16 protein-coding genes, 1 tRNA gene and 1 riboswitch are annotated in these 20,876 nt (G+C 46.1%); of the genes, 12 read left to right on the plus strand and 5 right to left on the minus strand.

The window, feature by feature from the left end:
• The first annotated feature begins 100 nt into the window (after positions 1-100).
• Genes BLS49_RS18560 through BLS49_RS18570 form a run of 3 tightly spaced genes read left to right on the plus strand, consistent with a single transcriptional unit; the run spans position 101 to position 4,336 of the window.
• Positions 101-1,243, plus strand: a complete 1,143-nt coding sequence (locus BLS49_RS18560) for a glycoside hydrolase family 88 protein (protein WP_175471472.1) — start codon at positions 101-103, stop codon at positions 1,241-1,243.
• Between the two features lie 36 nt (positions 1,244-1,279).
• Positions 1,280-2,884, plus strand: coding sequence for a glycoside hydrolase family 43 protein (locus BLS49_RS18565; protein ID WP_217640071.1), 1,605 nt, complete (start codon positions 1,280-1,282; stop codon positions 2,882-2,884).
• A gap of 18 nt (positions 2,885-2,902) precedes the next feature.
• The gene (locus BLS49_RS18570; protein ID WP_091234244.1) at positions 2,903-4,336 is read left to right on the plus strand and encodes a glycosyl hydrolase family 28 protein; all 1,434 of its coding nucleotides are present in this window, start codon (positions 2,903-2,905) and stop codon (positions 4,334-4,336) included.
• Positions 4,337-4,544: 208 nt separating this feature from the next.
• On the opposite strand, the gene BLS49_RS18575 is transcribed toward BLS49_RS18570, so the two are convergent.
• From BLS49_RS18575 to BLS49_RS18595, 5 genes are all read right to left on the minus strand, one after another.
• Positions 4,545-5,576, minus strand: a complete 1,032-nt coding sequence (locus BLS49_RS18575; protein WP_091234247.1) for a ribonucleotide-diphosphate reductase subunit beta — start codon at positions 5,574-5,576, stop codon at positions 4,545-4,547.
• A gap of 561 nt (positions 5,577-6,137) precedes the next feature.
• Positions 6,138-8,471: a ribonucleoside-diphosphate reductase subunit alpha gene (locus BLS49_RS18580; protein WP_091234252.1), complete on the minus strand. Its 2,334-nt coding sequence runs from the start codon at positions 8,469-8,471 to the stop codon at positions 6,138-6,140.
• A 214-nt stretch (positions 8,472-8,685) separates the two neighbouring features.
• A complete protein-coding gene (gene nrdG / locus BLS49_RS18585; RefSeq protein ID WP_091234254.1) occupies positions 8,686-9,204 on the minus strand; it encodes an anaerobic ribonucleoside-triphosphate reductase activating protein in 519 nt (172 codons plus the stop codon).
• The gene (locus BLS49_RS18590) at positions 9,204-11,177 is read right to left on the minus strand and encodes an anaerobic ribonucleoside triphosphate reductase (RefSeq protein ID WP_091234257.1); all 1,974 of its coding nucleotides are present in this window, start codon (positions 11,175-11,177) and stop codon (positions 9,204-9,206) included. The genes nrdG and BLS49_RS18590 overlap by 1 nt, the downstream gene beginning before the upstream one ends.
• Before the next feature lie 155 nt (positions 11,178-11,332).
• Positions 11,333-11,569: riboswitch (cobalamin riboswitch) on the minus strand.
• A gap of 141 nt (positions 11,570-11,710) precedes the next feature.
• The gene (locus BLS49_RS18595; RefSeq protein WP_091234261.1) at positions 11,711-12,550 is read right to left on the minus strand and encodes a MurR/RpiR family transcriptional regulator; all 840 of its coding nucleotides are present in this window, start codon (positions 12,548-12,550) and stop codon (positions 11,711-11,713) included.
• 212 nt (positions 12,551-12,762) lie between these two features.
• Between BLS49_RS18595 and BLS49_RS18600 the strand changes: the two genes are divergently transcribed.
• The 9 genes from BLS49_RS18600 to BLS49_RS18640 all read left to right on the plus strand — a co-directional run bounded on the left by BLS49_RS18600 (position 12,763) and on the right by BLS49_RS18640 (position 20,866).
• Positions 12,763-13,644, plus strand: coding sequence for a DUF8171 family membrane protein (locus BLS49_RS18600; protein WP_245742563.1), 882 nt, complete (start codon positions 12,763-12,765; stop codon positions 13,642-13,644).
• Between the two features lie 23 nt (positions 13,645-13,667).
• Positions 13,668-15,533 carry an ABC transporter ATP-binding protein gene (locus tag BLS49_RS18605; protein ID WP_091234264.1) on the plus strand — a complete coding sequence of 622 codons (1,866 nt, stop codon included), beginning with the start codon at positions 13,668-13,670 and terminating at the stop codon, positions 15,531-15,533.
• Positions 15,517-16,341, plus strand: coding sequence for an energy-coupling factor transporter transmembrane component T family protein (locus BLS49_RS18610; RefSeq protein ID WP_091234268.1), 825 nt, complete (start codon positions 15,517-15,519; stop codon positions 16,339-16,341). Before BLS49_RS18605 ends, BLS49_RS18610 begins: the two co-directional genes overlap by 17 nt.
• 36 nt (positions 16,342-16,377) lie before the next feature.
• Positions 16,378-17,148: a PHP domain-containing protein gene (locus BLS49_RS18615; protein ID WP_091234269.1), complete on the plus strand. Its 771-nt coding sequence runs from the start codon at positions 16,378-16,380 to the stop codon at positions 17,146-17,148.
• Between the two features lie 111 nt (positions 17,149-17,259).
• Positions 17,260-17,562 carry an MTH1187 family thiamine-binding protein gene (locus tag BLS49_RS18620; protein WP_091234272.1) on the plus strand — a complete coding sequence of 101 codons (303 nt, stop codon included), beginning with the start codon at positions 17,260-17,262 and terminating at the stop codon, positions 17,560-17,562.
• A 78-nt stretch (positions 17,563-17,640) separates the two neighbouring features.
• Positions 17,641-17,712: transfer RNA gene (locus BLS49_RS18625), tRNA-Thr, on the plus strand.
• A gap of 482 nt (positions 17,713-18,194) precedes the next feature.
• A complete protein-coding gene (locus BLS49_RS18630; protein ID WP_175471470.1) occupies positions 18,195-18,791 on the plus strand; it encodes a TetR/AcrR family transcriptional regulator in 597 nt (198 codons plus the stop codon).
• A gap of 268 nt (positions 18,792-19,059) precedes the next feature.
• On the plus strand, positions 19,060-20,061 hold the full coding sequence (locus BLS49_RS18635; protein ID WP_175471471.1) for an aliphatic sulfonate ABC transporter substrate-binding protein: 1,002 nt from the start codon (positions 19,060-19,062) through the stop codon (positions 20,059-20,061).
• Between the two features lie 37 nt (positions 20,062-20,098).
• Entirely contained in the window at positions 20,099-20,866 is a 768-nt protein-coding gene (locus BLS49_RS18640; protein ID WP_091234281.1) for an ABC transporter ATP-binding protein, read from the plus strand.
• Positions 20,867-20,876: the final 10 nt, after the last annotated feature.

Below are 20,876 nucleotides of genomic sequence, written 5' to 3' on the forward strand. Positions count from 1 at the left end.
TTAACAAAGTCTTAGTGATACGCTTTCACCATGAGAAAGAATACCCTAACGTAAGTAAATATTTCGTAGCGAAAGGTAGGGAAATCCCTTGTTAAGAGATATGGAAAAAGAGTGGTTGGATGGTGTTATCGCTAAGGTGACGAAAAAGATGGATATAGTCAGCGAGCGTTCTCGCAACAAAATTCCATACACGACCATTAATGGCATGCATGACGACAAGTCCGTGGACAATCCTTCCGCTGATGTGGCTGATGGCATCAACTGGTGGACTAACGGCTTCTGGGGGGGCATGCTATGGCTCATGTTTCATGAAACCGGCAATGAAAAATACAAGGAAATTGCGCAAATTTCTGAAGTCAAGCTGGACAGAAGTTTTGATGAATTTTACGGCCTGCATCATGATGTCGGGTTTATGTGGCTCCCTACCAGTGTTGCGAATTACAAGCTAACCGGGAACCAGGAATCACGTAAGCGTGCTTTGCATGCCGCAAACCTGCTGGCGGGCCGGTTTAATTTGGCGGGGGGCTTTATCCGTGCATGGAACGATTTGGAAGAGGGGGATACGAGAGGCTGGGCAATCATCGACTGTATGCTCAACATCCCACTACTTTATTGGGCTTCGGAAGAAACCGGGGATCCGCGCTTTAAGCAAATCGCGATGCGGCACGCAGATACGTCTATGTCTGCATTCGTTCGCCCTGACGGCTCCGTTAACCATATCGTCGAATTTGATCCTTTTAACGGAGGGGTGATTCGTACACATGGCGGACAGGGTTACGGTGAAGGCTCCTCCTGGACGCGAGGACAGACTTGGGCGCTCTACGGATTTATGATGAGTTATATTCATACTGGAAAGGATGAGTATTTGCAGACGGCTAAGCGGGTTGCGCATTATTTTATGGCCAATATTCCGGAGAACGGTATTATTCCGGTCGATTTCAGACAGCCGGAGGAGCCTGGATTAATGGATGATACGGCAGCTGCCATCGCAGCATGCGGGCTTATAGAAATTGCCAAGGCTATCGGTGGGTATGAAAGCCGCTCGTTTTTAACGGCAGCGCTGAAGCTGCTGAGAACGCTGGATGAATCGCGAATCGATTGGTCGCCGGATACCGATCACTTCCTGCTTTATGGCACAGGAGCCTACCACAGCAAAACGCATCACCATGCAATTATTTATGGCGATTATTATTTTATGGAAGCGTTATTCAAGCTGAAGGGCAACGATCTGTTTTTGTGGTAGCTGGATTATCGGGATTTGCATAAGGAGGAGACAATTTTGAAAACAATTAAAAATCCGATTCTCAGAGGCTCTAATCCTGACCCGTCCATAATCCGAGTAGGTGACGATTTCTATATCTCTACCTCCACTTTCGAATGGTTTCCCGGCATACAAATTCATCATTCCAGGGATATGATCCATTGGGAACTGATCACCCACCCGCTGAATCGGGTATCCCAGTTGGACCTCAGAGGAGTCGGCGCCTCACAGGGCATCTGGGCACCATGTCTGACCTATCATGACGGAGTCTATTATTTAGTCTATACTGTCGTTAATTCCTTCTATGTCAGCATGTATGATACGCCTAATTACTTAGTGACAGCAACGGATATCCATGGGGAATGGTCAGAACCGATTTTCCTGAACAGCTACGGATTTGATCCTTCATTGTTCCATGACGACGACGGACGCAAATATATCATCAGCATGGTTACAGATCATCGGATACCCAAACGGTTCAAGGGTCGTCTTGTCATTCAGGAATATTCTGAAAAAGAACAGCGTATGGTGGGCGAGGCGGTTACTATTTATGCAAGCAACGATATTTTTCTGGAGGGACCGCACATTTACAAGCGGAACGGATATTACTATTTGTTTGCGGCGGATACGGGAACGGGCGAAGGACACGGACAGTCCATGTTAAGATCGAAAAAATTGTTTGGTCCTTATGAGGCATACCCGGGGAATTCGTTGATGACTTCACGCAATCATCCTGATTTACTGCTGCAAAAAGCGGGGCACGGCGACCTTGTCGAAACACAGAACGGCGAGTGGTACATGGTTCATCTCTGCGGACGGGCGCTGGAGAACCGGACGGAGAAGGGCGACCGCAAGTATACGCTAGGTCGCGAGACGGCAATCCAAAAGGTGGAATGGACCGAGGACGGCTGGCTCCGACTGGCAAATGGCACTGTATTGCCGGACACCTTGGTGGAAGCGCCCGATCTTCCTGATTATCCGTTTCCGAGCCGGCCTGCGCGCGACGACTTTGACAGCGAAACGCTTGATATTAACTTCCAGTCCCTGCGTATACCGCTTGACGACACCTTTTATTCGCTGACGGAGCGGAAAGGGTATCTACGGCTGTTCGGAAGGGAAGGGCTTGGCTCGAAGTTCAGACAAAGCCTTGTAGCTAGACGTTGGCAGGAGTTTTCATTTACCACAAGCACCTGCCTTGAATTTGAACCGGAAAGCTTCAAGCAAATGGCCGGCCTGATCTGCCTGTATGACACGCATAATTACTATTACTTGCACGTTACGCACGATGAAGATTTGGGACGCTGTATCAGCATCCTTTCCTCCGTCAATAACAATTACGCGGCTCCAATCGGATACATTCCTTTGCCGGACAGCGCGGATCGGATATGGCTGCGCGTCAGGGTGGATCATGACCAGCTGCAATTTGCATATTCCACGGAAGGAGAGCATGCTTTCCAAAACATCGGTCCGGTTCTGGATGCCAGTACGTTATCCGACGAGGCGTGCGACGAGGGCTGGTTCACGGGTGCATTCGTCGGTCTGTGCTGTCAGGACCTGACCGGCTTTCGGAAGCCGGCTGACTTCGATTATTTTGAGTACATCGAACATGTGTTGAAAGATTGAAATCCGAGGTGATGAACTATGGATTCACTGATCATTTACGAAGCGCCTAAGAGTGCTGTAGGGAATAACGATTTCGCGGTTTATGTGCGTAAGCGCGGAATGGTCTGGCAGGAATTGTTTGTCTATGAAGCGAAAGTGGACATGCATAACGTCAGGCGTGCATCCATGGCTTATTTTGATATGGATGGAGAAATCGAAGTAAGGATCGAGAGCAGATTGCAGTCTATTAACCGAGTAGTCATACGGCCTTTATCTTATGATCTGAATTTTTTTCATGACGAACGAACCATTTCGTTTACTTTAAATCAGCCTCGAAAATTGTCTATTGAAATCAACGATGACCGGTTCTCAAACCTTCATCTGTTCGCCAATCCACGAGAGGAAGAAGCGCCATCGCCTGAGGACGATCAGGTTCTGTGTATTCATCCTGGAATTCATCGAACCGAAGATATTCTCGACTTGCTGGAATTACGAAGCGGCAATGTAGAGCATAAGACGCTGTATTTTGCACCGGGAATGCATTATCTCGAAGAAATGATTTTACGTGTTCCTTCCAATACAACAGTGTATATCGACGGCGGGGCTATCGTGGTTGGCTCTATAGTCTGCGACCGTGTGCATGATGTGGTCATTCGGGGCAGAGGAATTCTGTATCTCTCGGATTTCCATCGTTTTTCTGCATTTAGGGGAGTACGAATTATATTTTGCCGAAACATTAGTGTGGAAGGTATTATTACGCTCGACCCGCCGCATTACAGTATCTATCTTGGTAAATCCGAGCATGTGCGCATACGAAATTTCAAATCCTTCAGTACTCGAGGGTGGTCGGACGGTATTGATATTATGGCTTGTACAGACATTGAGATAGAGGATGTATTTCTGCGCACATCGGACGATTGCATCGCCGTGTACGGCTCAAGGTGGGATTATCGTGGAGATTCCAGTCATATTCGCGTGCGCAATGCGGTGCTGTGGGCAGACGTTGCCCATCCGCTAATGATGGGAACTCATGGCGATCATAGTGGGGACGGCGATAATATTTTTGATGTGCGGTTTGAAAACATAGATATTCTTGAACATCATGAGCCGCAAGTCAATTATATGGGAGCCATAGCGATCAATGCTGGAGATAAAAATACGATCCGTGATATCTCGTATAAAAATATCAGGGTTGAAGACTTTGAACTGGGACGGCTGCTTGATATCAGAGTGATGCGGAACAAGGATTATAACCCGGCTCCAGGAAATCGGATCGAAAATATCTCCTTCGAAAACGTTCAGTATCAGGGGACGTGCTCCAATCCAAGCCACATTTTTGGTTACGACGCCAAGAGAACGGTATCCAATGTACACTTTTCCGGGCTCTACATCAATAACCGGCTTATCCTGCAACCCGAGAAAGGTGTAGTGGAATTAAACGAATTTGCAAGCGAAATTTCTTTTGCGACTTGACGAGTATTTTTATATTTCGGTCTTCTCCTTCAATAAAGAAGGGGAAGGCTTTTTGCTTTGGTATGGTGCCTGGATAAATTCAAACAGGCGTACCGGTAGAGATCCGATACGCGCTGGTAGCATAGTTTTTTTATTGCGCCTACTTGATAGGGAGGAAGACTAATAGTCCATTTACAGGTGGGACATTTATAAAAGGGAGCCCCTAATTTTACAGATCGTCAAACCCGTTATCATCGCCGACTTTACCGTAGTTACGGGACTTCGCTTCGAAGAAATCTGTTTTCGTTGCGTTTAGCGCTTCGTCAGAGAAAGGTTTAATCCATGGCATGCAGTTTACGTCAACGCCTGGGTAAGCTTTTTCGAGACCTAGCAATTTCAGACGTTTATTCGCAGTGTATTTGATGTAATCAGACAGTTCGTCCAAATCAATGCCGCGTACTTCCTTGAGCGTATAATGTGCCCAGTTCGTTTCAAGCTCAACAGCGCGGTCAATCGTACGGTACGTGAAGTCCATGTTTTCCTTTGTGTTCAGTTCTGGAAAGTCGATCAGCAATTGCTTGAACACTTCAGCGAAGAAGTAGCAGTGCTGATTCTCATCACGTTGAATGTAGGAAATCATTTGGCATGTACCCATCATTTTTTGATCGCGTGCCAGATTGTAGAAGAAGGCAAAGGTACTGTAGAAGAAAACACCTTCAAGAATCAAATCCGCTACCAACGCCTCAAAAAATGTTTGTGGAGTAGGGTCATTGCGGAAAGTTTGATAAATGTTAGAAATAAAAGTGTTGCGCTCCAGCAAGACAGGATCATGCTTCCAATATTCAAAAATTTCTTTTTGCTCCTGATCCGATACGAGAGAAGAAAGAACATAAGAATAGGATTGATTATGCACTACCTCTTGCTGCGCGATAATTGCAGAAATAGCTTCCAGTGAAGAATCGGTGAAATACCGTTTCACATCGCCAACGAACATCGTTTGCATCGAATCAAGTACCGCAAGGAGCCCGATATTGATTTTGAATGTACGTTGCTCTTCAGCATCAAGAGTCGGAAACTGCTGAGCATCCTTATTCATCGGAATTTCGTCAGCAATCCAGTAGTTAAGCAGCAAAACCTTGTACAGCTTATACATGTTCGGCATGCGGATATCGTCCCAGTTCAGAATCCCGGAACATTCCCCACCGATAATACGAGTGGATTTATTAGGTGCTTCAGTATTAAAAATCGTTTGCAATTGCATTAAAACTCATCTCCTCAAAGATTTGGTCAAACTCACAGTAGCAGCAGTATATCTTTGCACTTAGCCCAAGTCGATTCCCCGAAGGGGAGAGCGTCCTTGTAGCAGGTGGTAATCAGTAACGGTCAAAAGTAGAAGTTATGGCTCCGCGCCTAACCTAGCGATTCCCTGAAAGGGAGAGCGCCTTATAGCACTTCGTATCCAATGAAGCGCGTCGCAGTAGCAGTCAACTCCAACCGCAGGAGCACCACAGCAAAGCGTGCCCGTAGGGCGACAAGCGAATCATCAGCACATAGTACCCCGGGAGCGCATAAAGCAGAAGTGTCTGCAGCATGTTTCCCAGGTAGCCCGGGTGCACCAAAAGTAAGACGTACCCGAAGGGGGAAAAGCGTTCCACGCACATAGCCCAAGCGCATCCCCGAAGGGGACAGCGGCAGGAGCGCCTCTGTAACTCCCACGTTACCTCAGTTTGCGGGAGACCCGAGGGCAGCAGGCCCTTGGGGGCCCTCCCTTACGGTAAGGGAGGGTTTGGGAGGGTTGAGATAATGGTTTGGGTGGTTGAGATTAAGATGCACACGATTCACATTCCTCAATCGTCAACGCACGACTTCGTACATAATACGTAGATTTCAAGCCGTTTCTCCAAGCATGCAGGTGCAGGTCAAGGAACTCGGAAGCTTTAATATCCGGACGAACGTACAGATTGAAGCTTTGTGCTTGGTCAACGTGGCGCTGGCGGGCAGCAGCCATGTTGATCGAAGCGTGCTGATCGATCATGAATGCCGTCTTATAGTACCAGATTGTTTTTTCGGACAGATCTGGTGCTGGATTAGCGACTTTATAAGTTGTCTTCTCTTCATAGGACAACAGTTCATAGAGTGGATCGATGCTGGCAGTGGAGCCGGCAATAATCGAAGTCGATCCGTTTGGTGCGATGGCGAACATCCAAGCGTTACGAACACCGTTCTCATGAACTTGTTCCTGAAGCTCGCGCCATTGTTCTGTCGTTACATATTTACCTTCACGAGTACCGTCTGTATAAGAACGGCTGGTGAAGTAATGTCCAGTGTCCCAATCGGAGCCTTCGAATTTCGCATAACGTCCTTTTTCCTTAGCCAGTTCCATACTGGAACGAACAAGCAAGTAATTGATCTTTTCATAAAGTGCATCGTTATAAGCTACAGCCTCTTCAGATTCCCAACGGATACCTTCCAGAGCGAGCAAATGATGCAGACCGAATGTACCCAGCCCGATGGCACGGTACTGGCTGTTTGTATACTGAGCTTGCAGTACTTCAATATTGTTGATATCAATAACGTTGTCGAGCATGCGTGTCTGAATCGGTACGAGACGATCAAGCACTCCTGCTGGTACAGCACGGGCAAGATGGATCGAGTTCAGGTTGCAGACCACGAAGTCGCCAGGAACCTTCGAGATGACGATGCGAGTTTGACCGTCTTTGGTTACGAGCTCTTCTTTTTCAACAACAGTAGGCGATTGGTTTTGCATAATTTCTGTGCAAAGATTTGAAGAATATACCATACCATGCGCACGGTTCGGGTTAGCGCGGTTGACCGTGTCACGGTAGAACATGTACGGCGTACCAGTCTCAAGCTGGGATTTCATAATCCGTTTCATGATATCGATGGCTGGCATTGTAATACGGGACAAGGTTGGATGGTTAACCGCTTCTTCGTATTTCTCACGGAACTGTCCTTTGCCGACTTCATCATCGTAGAAATCTTCAAGTCCAAGCGGCCGACCGTTTTCGTCCTTCCAGCCCATCGTTTTCTTCACTTCATGAGGGCAGAACAGATTCCATTCTCCACGGGCTTCAACGGCTTCCATGAACATATCAGGAATACATATACCGTGGAAAATATCATGAGCACGCATCCGCTCGTCACCATTGTTCAGCTTCAAATCAAGGAAGGCGAGAATATCTTTATGGAATACGTCGAGATATACGGCGATGGCTCCTTTACGTGTTCCGAGCTGATCAACGCTGACCGCTGTGTTGTTCAGCTGGCGAATCCAAGGGATAACACCGGAGCTGGTGTTTTTATGACCACGAATGTCTGAACCACGTGCCCGTACCTTACCAAGATAGACACCGATACCTCCGCCCATTTTGCTGAGACGTGCAACGTCTGTGTTGGAGTCGAAAATACCCTCAAGGGAGTCGTCGATCGTATCGATAAAGCAGCTGGAGAGCTGACCTGCTACTTTTTTACCTGCGTTAGACATCGTAGGGGTAGCAGCAGTCATATAAATGTTGCTCATAGCCCAGTAAGCTTCTTTTACGTATTCGATCCGTTTGTCAGCAGGCTCTTTGTGCATCAAATACATGGCAATGACCATGTAACGCTCTTGCGGCAATTCCATAGTGCGGCCATCGAAGTCTGTTGCAAGGTAACGCTCAGACAAGGTTAATAGTCCAATATAGTCAAAGAGCAGATCGCGGGAAGCATCAATCGTCTCACCCAGATCTTCGATTTGTTCTTTTGTATAGTATTCAAGCAGTTCCCCACGGTAAATCCCGGTTTTGCAAAGGTCGCTGATCAGGTGATAGAACGATCCGTAAGGCTCTTCAGGATATGCCTTGTAGCGGCGATTTACGGCTGCTTTTTTATAGAGAGAAGTGAGCAGGGCACGTGCTGCGACAAACTTCCAGTTTGGTTCTTCTTTCGTAACAAGCTCAAGTGCGGACATTGTAAATGCGTTGCTGATTTCTTCACCTGTAACTTCATCGCGTCTTAATTTACTATTAACACCTTTAAGCAGGCGTTCCTTATCGAGTGATTCTATACCTTCCATGATTCGGTCAGCATAAATACCGAGACGATCACTATCAAAAGCTAGTTGGCGGTTGTTTGGTTTGGTTACGCGTAATGGCAAAGTATTTTCCCCACTTTCATATAATTAGATCCCGAATAAGTATTGGTGATCTACAAATTTTCAATGTTTAAATTGCATATATTATCTGAAAAAAGCGGCGCTTGAAGCGCCAATAATGTAAGAAAAATAGATCTATGTCATAGCGATAGAGTATCGCTTGGAACATTTCCTAAAAAGTATCACAGATTTTCAATTATACTAGAAAGTTAAAAAGCTAGAAAGTATAAGTTGGCTCCCAAAGGGTAATTGTTCTCTCTGATAAACTGTGCTGTACATCGATAATTCGTTGATTGGAGCTGCCCCGATAGAGCAGGGAAGGGTCTCGCAGCTCCTCTACAAATTTTCCGTCTACCAACACTTGGCATCGACGGAGCAGATGAAATTCATCGGAATCTGTATTTTCTATTAATTCTTCATATTTATATCCACTATAAATCCAGACTGAAATAGGTCCAGCCTCCATACGCAGGTGATCTATGAATTCACTAACCTCTGGCGAGGAGAAGAATGGATCGCCCCCGAGAATCGTAACTCCGCTGAGAAGAGGATTGTTTACGATATCGTAGATGATTTCTTGCTCGCGTTCAGGGGTGAAGGGTTCTCCATAATTGAAATTCCAGGTGGCGGGACTGAAGCAGCCCTTGCAATAGTGACGACAGCCACTAACAAAAATGGCAGCCCGCAGTCCTTCACCTTCATTGATTGATTCCGGGTAGTATCCACAAAGATTCATTAGAGATGCTTCACCCGATCCCGAACTTCCGCTTGCTTGGCTCCGTTGAAACGGGTCTGGTAATCTCCGGTCAAATATCCGGTTACCCGGCGCAGACGACGAATATGAACGTCGTTCTCATGGCTGTTGCAGGAAGGACAGGTTGCCCCGATAATCCCTTCGAATCCGCAGGCTGAGCAACGGTCAATAGGATGATTAATACTGAAATAGCTTACGTTCTCCGATAGTGCATATTTAATAATTTGCAGGAAGGCTGCCGGATTACTCCGGGCATTGCCGTTAAGCTCAATGTATGAGATCGCGCCAGCGTTGCACAAATCATGGAATCGAGCTTCTAGCTTTATTTTTTGAGCTGCACTGAGTGAGAAATAGACCGGAATATGAAAAGAATTCGTATAGTATTCGCGGTCAACCACACCCGGAACCGTTCCATAAGTTACACGGTCACGTTTGGTGAACTTGCCGGACAGCCCTTCGGCTGGCGTAGCGAACAATGTAATGTTCAAATTGTGGCGTTCACACTGAGTGTCACAGTAGGTACGCATGTAAGAGATCAATTCATAGGCTTTGTTATAAACTGCTTCGTCCTCGCCGTGATGCTTGCCGTACATCGCCTTCATACATTCAGCAAGCCCGATAAATCCGATAGAGAGACTGCCATGCTTGATCAGATCACCCACTGCATCCTCTGGTCCTAAATGCTCACCGCCTTCCCATACACCTTCACGCATCATGAAATCGGAAGCTTTTGCTTTCTGTACGGACTGAATTTTGAAGCGGTGCAGCAGCCCTTCCATAGCGATGTCCATGTAATGCTTCAATTCTTTATAAAATCCCCGCTCATCCGCTTCCTGACGTTTGCCAAGCACAATACCATGCTCAAGACCAAGCTTAACGAGGTTAATCGTATTAAAGGATAGATTTCCTTTACCTGACAGGTGATTACGTCCAAAACGGTCTGCTACGACTCGTGTGCGGCAGCCCATTGTCGCAAATTCTGTATCCGGATTTGTTGGATCGTAGTATGTCATATTCAGCGGTGCATCAAGATTGGCGAAGTTAGGGTAGAGTCTTTTTGCCGAGCATTCTGCTGCCTTTAGGAATAGATGATAATTCGGCTCCTCTGGATTCTGATTGATCCCTTGCTTGCATTTGAAAATTTGAATAGGGAAAATAGGAGTCTCGCCGCTTCCTAATCCACGCATCGTTGCCGTTAGCAGCGAACTAATTACAAGCTGACCTTCCGGAGAAATATCTGTACCATAGTTAATGCTGGTAAACGGAATTTGTCCGCCCGCCCGGCTCGACATGGTATTCAGATTGTGAATCAGACTTTCAGAAGCTTGTAATGTTTCTGCTTCAGTTTCTTTTAACGCATATGTAAAAGATTTCGGATACAGCTCTGCAAGATCACTGCGGCCCATGCTGACTTCCCCGTACTCACTCTCGATGTCACCTTCTTCAAAATATCCCAAACCTTTGCGGAAATATTTGTTGAAGGATTTTGCTACATAAGGGGCAAGATCATAATCAAGTTTGTTTGCGGACACACCGCCATATTGAGCATTTTGCTGAGATTGAAAAATAATAGCGACCAGCGCCATCGCTGTCATAATGGAGGTAGGCGGTCGGACGCTGCCATTACCTGTGTTGAAGCCCTCACGCAACAGCTTGGCAAACGGAATGAAGATACAGTTTGTTGTACCGATCGCATATTGATCCAGATCGTGTACATATACGACGTTATCCTTGATAGCTTGGACAAGCTGCTCAGGCATTACGAAATTGTTCGCATACCATTTGGCGTATTCACTGCCGAACTTGCTCATCTTCCCGGAGAAGCTCTCCCCATTGAGATTTGCGTTTTCTCGCAGAACTTCAAGATTGGAGCTTTCCACAATCTCCTCGCCTAAATGTATCACTTCATCCAGCATCTGCTCTTGACTGGAATAAACCCGATTTAACAATGCCATATCACAGTTCTCCTCCCTAAAAACTAAACATTAAACCCATATAAAAAGCATTCCCAACCCGGCAAGGTTGAAAATGCCCGAATGCGCTATAAAGAACATAGTGGTTCCCATGAATAAGCTACAAGCGGACACCTACCTGTTCCTCGCAGGTTCGTGCGGTGTCGTCCAAACGGGCAGGTCTCCTGGCTTCCGATTCAAATGTCGATGGCCTTCCCACAAGATGTAGTCCTTGCAGTGGCTTTTTTGATCGACAGATCGCTATTGAGGATACTTCTTGACGCACCCATTAGCGCTCGGTTAACAGTGGCGGGACCGCAGCGGTATTGAACCGCACTTCCCTATTAAGCTTCGGAACAAATTTCCTCCGAATCACCCGTTCACACTATATTTTGTTGTCTTGGATTAAGATTATCCCAATATATTGTGTTTGTAAATGCCTATTTTTTAAAAATAACCATTGAAAAATAATGAAAAATATGTCGAAAGCAACTGCAATGCGGGTCGAACGGGATGGAACGAAAATGTGAATTTTTTTATCTTGGTAATTCGCTGCCGTATTTTTTTCTAAGTTTGTTTAGTTCATCCAATTTGTGTAAATGAGCCTCTTGATTTCTTTTTCCGACTGCAATAATCAGGTTCTCAATGAGGAAGGTGGGGGCGATCATGGAGTGAAATTCCCATGTTTCTCCCCGACTGGCGAACAGAGTAGTATCGGTCTGATCGGAGAAATCTGAAATCAGTCGGTCCGTAATAAGCAATGTATGATAGCCTTGTTCTTTAGCATGCTGGACAATCACCTTTGCCTCAGGCAGCAGACGAACGAAGCCAAAAATGACGACGAGGTCTCCTTTATAAATATGAAGCAAATCCTCAAAGAGTTCACTGCCGCCACGGTCGAGGCGTCTAATAGATAAGCCAAAGCGGCGAAGTCGGTAGTGCATCAGTTCGACGAGACCTGCCGAAGGTCCTGGACCATAGAGATACACAGTGTTGGCAGAGAGTAGAGCAGACACAGACGCTTCTATGGCTTCAGGGGAATAATGCTGCACCGTTTCCTCCAGATTTCGTATGCTCACATCGAGCAGCTGTCCCGGAAGTGCATCAGCATCCCCTTTGTCCATAATGCTTTTCATTTTGCCGGCTGGTGTTACTGGCGCTACTTCCAGTTGTTCGCGAACATGAGCCTTGAAGTCTTTAATGTTCTTGAAACCGACAGAACGCCAAAATCTGGAAACCGAGGCTATGCTAAGCCCTAGAGCATCCCCAATTTCCTGTTCGGTGGAGAATAGCACGGTATGCAAATTTTTCTGAATATAGTCAGCTATCTTATATTGAGCTGGAGATAAGGTATCAGTATTCCAGTCCAGTTTCACGGAGGCCCCTCTCTTTCGGCTGTAAATTCGTTCATATAGAACTAGATTATCATAGTTGAAAATGAGCTGTGAACTAAAATCGAAAGTAGTGAAATATTTCTTACATAAATTATAGTTATGTAATTATTTTTACATATCGTTTACATGACACGGCTTTGGAGTTAATACTTCCTCTCTATATTAGATTTATCCGAATAAGGGAGGTAGCTAAGGTGGTTCAATTAAAAAAGAGGTACGTGCTTACTCAGTCACAAAAAATGATGGTGTTTATTTTGTCGATGTCCTTGTACGGCTTATCCAACATGATTACGGAATTAATTCCATCGTTCCAGTTAGGTCCCATTGAATTGTCAGTAGAGTACTTTGCGTTTATTCCGCTTACACTTTGTATTTTGTTCCATCCATTTTATGCAGCGGTTGGAGCAGCGCTTGGTGAGATTATTTTTGGCGAAGTGATGCTAGGACAGTTTGGCGGTCTGGGCGAGTTGGAAAAATTCATCGGGTTTTCACTAGCGATGTTTATTGCCGGTTGTCTGGTGAATGATCCTAAAAATCGCAGACAGGTCGGCATTGCGGCAATGACCGGAGTCATTATCCATCAGTTCATCAGCTGTGCTGTTGATATTGCCAAGGTGTGGATTGGTGTTGAGGAATTTGAAGCTGTACCGGGCTTGGCACAAAGCGTTGTTGTTGTGGAAGGTGTATCTTTTCTGAATGATGTGTTGTTCTCCGGCATCTTATTTGCTCTGTTGCCTACACTGTATCTCGTACCTCGGTTGTATGGCAAAATTGAACCACTTCTTGGTATGAAGCCGCGTAATAACAAGACGAAATATTCATTGGGAGAAATTATCGCTCCGAGGGTGGTTGTGATCTCTATTATCCTGGCAGTCACTGCGGCTGTTGCAGAGTTTATGTCTGAATCGGATATGGCGCTCATTGAATGGGACGCGGACTTTCTGGAAAGCGTCGGAGGATGGTTCATTTGGGTAAGCATAGGTGTTGCCGCGGTGGTTGCACTTATTACGATTGTAATGCTGCTGCGTAAAGGGAAGAAAACACCGACTAATGTGGACGGAAGTCAGCAGGCATAATTCAGGTGACAGGGAGGATAAGCATGACAGAGCAGGAGGTTGTTCACCGAGAGGTGGCGGCTGTTGATCATACCGATTATATCGTGTCTATGGATGAGGTTACTTTTACGTATCCTGGTTCTGAGGAGCCTGTATTAAACGGGGTATCTTTGCAGATTAAAAGAGGGGATTTTGTCGCGGTAATCGGAGGGAACGGCAGTGGTAAGTCGACGTTGTGCAAAACGTTAAACGGACTCATTCCCCATTACTACGTAGGTGATTTTGCAGGATCAGTAACTGTGAATGGCTTAAACAGCTTGGAATGTGACGTTGCCCGGCTATCGCGTCATGTTGGATATGTGTATCAGGATTTTGAGAATCAGCTAATTCGTCCAACGGTGCTTGATGATGCCAGCTTTGCTCCGCTTAATTATGGATTTAAGGATTATTTAGAGCGGGGCAAAAGGGCGCTGCAGCTTACTGATCTCAAGGTCGACCATAACGAATATATTTGGCAATTGAGCGGCGGACAAAAGCATCAGCTAGCCCTCGCCGGAGCAGTGTCGCTGGACCCTGAAATTCTCATTATCGATGAGCCTGTCGCTCAGCTTGATCCCTGTCATGCTAAAGATATTTATGATCTGTTAAAGAATTTGAACGAACGGCATGGCAAGACGATCATCGTCATCGAGCATCATACGGAGTTTATTGCGGAGTATTGCAAAGAGGTTATTCTCATGGATAAGGGCAGGGCGATCTGGTCCAAGCCTGTGAAGGAAGCACTTCGTGAGCTGGAACAATTAAAGGCTAGTCAGATTTATCCTCCTCAAGTTACTCAGGCCGCTTCTCTAATAGTAGAAACCAGTGAAGTGGGTCTGAATTCATATCCTGTGAGACTGGAAGAAGCCGTGCGGTATTTTGAACAATTGGCGGAAACGATAGGAACAACAGTTGCAGGAACAGCATCGGCAGCAATTCCAGCGGATAGGGAAGTTGAGGGTGAGAGTAAAACTCTCATTCCTCCGGTGATCGAAATGGATCACATTAAATTCTCTTACCGGACAGTAACTCGTCAGCGCAAGGTGGTGCTGAAGGATGTCAGCGTTTCTTTTCAACGTGGAGATTTAGTGGCGTTGGTCGGCAACAATGGAGCAGGCAAATCTTCGTTAATGCGATTAATTACCGGAGTGACAAAGCCGGAAGGTGGTTATGTCCGGGTAAAGGGAACAAATACAGCGGACACTTCGCCGGAGGAGCTCGCCAATACGGTCACTTATATCTATCAGAATCCAGAAGAGATGTTCATTGAGGATTCCATTCGCAAGGATATCGAGTTCTTCCTGAAAGCCAGACGTGTTGAAGGCTATCAGCAGAAGGTGGATGAGATCGTGGAGACCTTTGGACTAACCGGGCTTCAGCATCGGGATGGTCGTCTGCTTAGCGGAGGGCAGCAGCGGAGGGCTTCGCTAGCGATTGGAGTCGCCATGAATCCATCGATTATTTTGCTGGATGAGCCTACAGCAAATCTGGACATCGCGACACGTAAAGATATTACACGGCTGTTGCTGGGGCTGAATCAGCACGTAGAGACCGTAATTGTAGCTACGCATGATATGCAGCTTGTAGCCGAATGGGCGAATCGTGTCATCGTTATGAATGAGGGAAGCATTGTTCGTGATGGGACAAGGGAATCGGTGTTTGAGGATAGTGAGCTATTGGAGCTGGCAGGGCTGAATGCCCCGCAGATTATGGAGCTGAGCCGTAAGCTCAATATGTCGCCGCTTAGCTATACGGTGGATGATTTTGCATACCGCTGGAATGCAGTCTTGCCGGAGCATAAGAAGCATCGAGATCAGGAGAACGGGATCGAATCTGGGCAGGAGGTGATTGAAAATGGAATATGTTCGTAAACTGATGGACCGTGTATCTGTCGAGGGAGTCAAAATAGAGCTGCTAAATACAGCTTATGGCAATGGCAACACTTTTCTAGCCAAGCTGGATCCAAGAACGTTATTTGCATGGTATCTCTATTTCGGGATTGCTCCTTGGTTCATTCACGACGTTGTACTGCTAATAGGGCTATTCCTGTTCATGACTGTGACGACTATAATGTCTCGAGTCAGTCCGCTCATCATTTTCATATTATGTCTTGGACTGCTGAGTCAGGCCGGATATTTGCTTGTGGTGTCATGGATATTCGGTGGGGGCTGGGACACTATTTTACCTCTGCTTGTATTGACTACAAAGCTGTCGGTCATCTCTATGGCCAGCATTACGGTATTTTGCAGTATGGACCCGGAAAAGCTGAGTGACGGCTTATTAAGTATCGGCGTTCCCAAACAGGTCTCTTTCGGCATCGCCTACGGGTATAGAATGCTGCCCAGTCTGCTGGAGGAATATCATCATATTTTCCTGTCCTTCCGTCTAAGAGGTGTAGCACCAAAACGTCACGGAATTTTGTACTGGAGAAGCATTGCCTATTTTCTGAAAATTGCCGTGTTGTCCTTTTATCCTCTAATTCTTAGCATCGCCAAAAGGACTAGAACAACAGTAGAAGCGTTGGAAGCCAAAGGCTTCTCTTACGCCTATCAATCGCCTGAGGTCAAAAAAAACAAGCTGTCCTACATGAAGTTTACGATTCGTGACGGTCTGTTTATAACGGTATCAGCGCTGTACGTCTGTTTGCTATATTTGTTTACTGCATCATATACCTTTTAATATTATTTATTTTTCCACACAGTAAAGGAGAAGCTTATGAAAATCGATTTGCACACTCATGTGAAGCTCGCCAAAAAAACATCGTTCAGTCATGACTATTTCAAGGAAATGATGGCTGAAGCGCGCATCAATGGCCTTGATGCCGTGGCGATGACGGAGCATTTTAATACATGGCGTTATGAAGATATTTATGATGTGCTTGATGCGAACTACCCCTATGAACACGGATATTATGTAGCAGAAGGGGTAAAGGTGTTCCCTGGAATCGAGGTGGACATTCAGGAGACCGGGCATATTCTCATTATTGGTCAGCGGGAAAACGTACTTGAGCTAAGAGGGCGTCTGGAGCCTTATACTGAAAAAGGAGAGTTCATCAAGTTTGAAACTTTGCTGGACTGGAGCGAAGAGGGAGGTTTCCTGCGGATCGGGGCCCATCCATTTCGGGAGGGAACACCTCTACATCATTTGCCCGATGAACTGCTTCGGAGATTGGATGCTTTTGACCTGAACGGCAAGGATATTTATAGTCAAGGCTTGAAGCCGTATCAGGCTAAAATCAACCCATTTGCTGAACTGCTCGGCAAACCGGTTGTCGGAGGCAGCGATACACATCAATTCATGCAATATGGCAGCGTGGTGAACCATTTTGATGAGGAATTTAAAACCGTTCAGGAATTAAAAGAGCTCATTCACCGTGCCGCATACCATATCGAAGTATCCCCATGCTTAGAGACAAAAGTGAAAGCAGCCAACATCATTAAGGCTCTGCTTAAGCAAAACCTTTCCATTCCAGAGGAAGTGGTCTAGGAATAAAGCGCGGCTCCCAAGATATTGGGGTCGCGTTTTTTTGTCTGTTTGATAAAAAGAAGAAATAATTGTTACAATAGTTAAAGGTGTTTTGAAAAAGGAGGAATAGTAATGGCGATTGCGGAAGTAACCGTTATTCCAATCGGGACAGGAAGCACCAGCCTTAGTCCATATGTAGCTGATTTGCAACGAGTACTTAAAGAGCAGAAGGGGATCAAGTATACATTAACTTCAATGAGTACAATTATTGAGGGACCGCTTGATGAAGTGTTCGCCGCCATTCGTGCGATTCATGAGGCTCCTTTCCAATCGGATGCTCAGAGAGTATCCACTTCAATCAAAATCGATGACCGCCGCGATAAGGAAAGCTCCTCCGAACAGAAGCTGCGTTCTGTACTGGAGAAGCTGCAGTAGATTTTCCCATATGCAGATGGTTGCAATATTTGTGAATCGGCGTATAATAATTTTTGTTTCACTTTACAAAGTGAATCTGCTGGTGTAGCTCAGGGGTAGAGCAACGCACTCGTAATGCGTAGGTCGGGGGTTCAATTCCCTTCACCAGCATACTTAACTTTTCAAGCACAGCGCGGTTTCCGAGGTTTTCGGAGGCCGCGTTTTTTTTGAAAGGAATAGCTTCTAACATTTTTAAACCTTCAATCAAGCGTATTTGCAGGAAGATGGGCACACACTCAAACTAGGATGCTGTTCTTGAAGTATAAAAGAAGCTTATGTAAGCAGCGTTAGTTAAGGAAACAGGCATTCTCCAGAGTCAGTTAGACCTGGGAATGCTTTTTTTCTTTCGATAAACGTTGGGGACGGATAGCGCACAGTCTTTGATAAACGAAGTGATGATTATAGCAGTGTACAAGATCAGAGTGAATTAAAGCATTTGGCTCTCGATCTTCGTTTTATATGGACCAATTATATGGACCAGAAAAGTCCTGTATTATTGTTATTCGTAAATAATAGATGAATGTGATAGTCTTGCAACAATAGAACAATTCAAGCTATCGTTACAGCAAAAATCACTGGAAAGGAGAATGACATTGTCTCCACGCAATATTGAGAGAGATCGGCAGGTAAGAGAGGAGCGCAGGCGTCAGATTATGGGAGCGGCGCTCACTATGTTCACAAAAAAGGGGATCACAGCCTGCAAGATGAGCGACATCGCTCAAGAGGCGGGGTTGAGCCATGGGCATGTGTACAACCATTTTGTCTCCAAGGAGGAACTGCTGAAATGCATCGTGTTTGAATCACAAAACCTCTATACCATGGTTCTGCAGCAAATGAGCCAGATCGAGGGAAGCGTTCCCGACAAGCTGGAATGGATGAGTAAAGCCTATCTGTCTGATCAGCGCTCCGATAAGCCCTATTGGGTTATTCTACAGGCGCAGGCCACTGATTTATTGTCTGCTGATGCCAAGGAGCTTATTCAGCAACGGATGTTCGAGAATCTGCAGCGTCTGACCGCCGTTATTCAAGAGGGGCAGGAGGAAGGGACCGTGATTGAGGGAGATCCTCAGGAGATTGCACTTATGATCACTACGCTGCTAGGGTCCGTAAGTCTGTGGGAAATTCGGGGCTTCAACCAGTCTTGGGAAATTTCAGTGAAATATATTCAAAAATTAATTCAAAAAAACTAAATCATATTATTCCAATATGATATTGACTAGATTATTCTCGGACAGTATAATAGGTCCATGCTTACAGAGTGATCGAAAAGTCATTCTGTTAAAGAACTACAAACAGCATAGATATTGTAATTACCTTTGATCCACCGGACCAGCCGGAGATCGTAGCCCGTTAGCCACTGCATATCAGCGCGTATTACTGCCGATGCAGGTGTGTTTGCTCATAGGGCTTCGGCTCGGGCTGTTTGCTTTACCTAACATTAGAAAAGGAGAGAACGCCATGCCCAAGATTGGACATAAGAAGCTAATTGTTATCGCAGCATTGGCCGTATTCATCGTTGGCGGCTTTGGTATTTGGAAATGGAAGGATACCGGAAGCGCTCAATCGAGCAAAAAGCCGGTCACTATTAACGTTGCATTGAATGCAGGTCTCAATGTCTTGCAGCTGATAAAGGAGCAAGGATTATTGAATGAAGCACTCCAAAAATATAATGCACGGGTAGAATGGAGCGAATTTGCCAGCGGACCGCCCTTGTTGGAATCTCTGACCGCCAAACGGGTGGACCTCTCATTTCTTGGAGACGGGGCTGCTCTGCAAGGACAGGGAGCGGGACTGGATTTTTCGAATATTGGACTGATTACTGAGGGAACGCAGATCAATTCAATTCTGGTTCGGTCGGAATCTGGCATACAGACGCCGGAAGAACTGAAAGGCAAGAAGCTTGGAGTGGCAAAAGGGACAACGAGTCATGTTTATCTGGTTAAATTCCTGAAGCAATATTCGCTTAAGGAGTCGGATTTGGAGATCATCAACCTTCAAATCGCAGATGCGGTAGCCGCTTTTCAAAGCGGCCAGGTGGATGCCATTGCAACCATCGATCCGTACACCACACAGCTTGTCGCCCAACAGAAAGGGATTGAGTTGAAGCCTAAAGAGGAGATTGAGGCTCCCGTTACATTGATAGTCAGAAACGAATTTGCTGATGCCCATCCGGAGATTGTGACGGAAATTCTGAAAGTATACAAGACAGCAACAGAATGGCAGAACAGCCATATTGAAGAAGCAGCCGATACCTACGCGGAACTGAAAGGTCTTGATCGGGATATTGTTAAGGTACTGATCAATAAGCAGGCCTCGGGACTTTCGGTTATCAGTGCGGATATTATCGAGACTCAGCAGGAGTCTTCCGATTTTCTGTACCAGTCCGGGTTCCTGAAAAAGAAGATCCAGTATAAAGACTACGTGGACAATACCTATATAGAAGCGGCAAGCAAGCAGTAATTATACTACGAACCGGTGGAGAAAGGCAGGATAGCCGATGGGGGATTTTCTAAGCATACAAGAGGTTGGCAAGACCTTTGTATCCAATGAAGGACATACACGGGTGCTGGAGCATGTCAATCTGGAGATGGCGAAAGGGGAATTTATTTCTATTATCGGTCCCAGCGGCTGCGGTAAAAGCACCTTGCTCAAGATCGTTGCCGGACTGGATACGGATATTGAAGGTCGTGTACTGCTGGAGGGCCAGCTAGTCGACCGCCCATCCAAAACCAGGGGATTTATATTTCAGGAACACCGCCTGTTTCCATGGCTGACCGTCGAGGAGAATATTGCAGCAGATCTTTCTTTAGCAGATGCCCAGGTAAAGCAAAAAGTGAATGAACTGATTCGTCTTGTAAAGCTGGAAGGGTTCCAGCGCTCATATCCCAAAGAGCTGTCAGGCGGCATGTCGCAGCGGGTAGCCATTGCCCGCAGTCTCTTGCGCAATCCCAAGGTACTTCTGCTCGACGAACCCTTCGGTGCACTGGATGCCTTTACCCGCACTCATATGCAGGATGCACTTCTGGATATATGGCGCCACAATGAGACCACCATGCTTTTTGTTACCCATGATATTGATGAGGCTGTATTCCTGGCTACGCGGATTGTTGTGCTGGAACCTAGACCTGGACGGATTAAGGGGGTGCTTCATGTCGATCTTCCATACCCGCGCGATCGTCTCAGTCCATCCTTCCAGGAGCTTCGGCAGTTGGTGCTGCGGACTCTCAATAACGACTACAAGGAAGAGGAATGCTGGAGCATCTAATCCAACTTCC

Source organism: Fontibacillus panacisegetis (assembly GCF_900102215.1).
Taxonomy (GTDB): Bacteria; Bacillota; Bacilli; order Paenibacillales; family Paenibacillaceae; genus Fontibacillus; species Fontibacillus panacisegetis.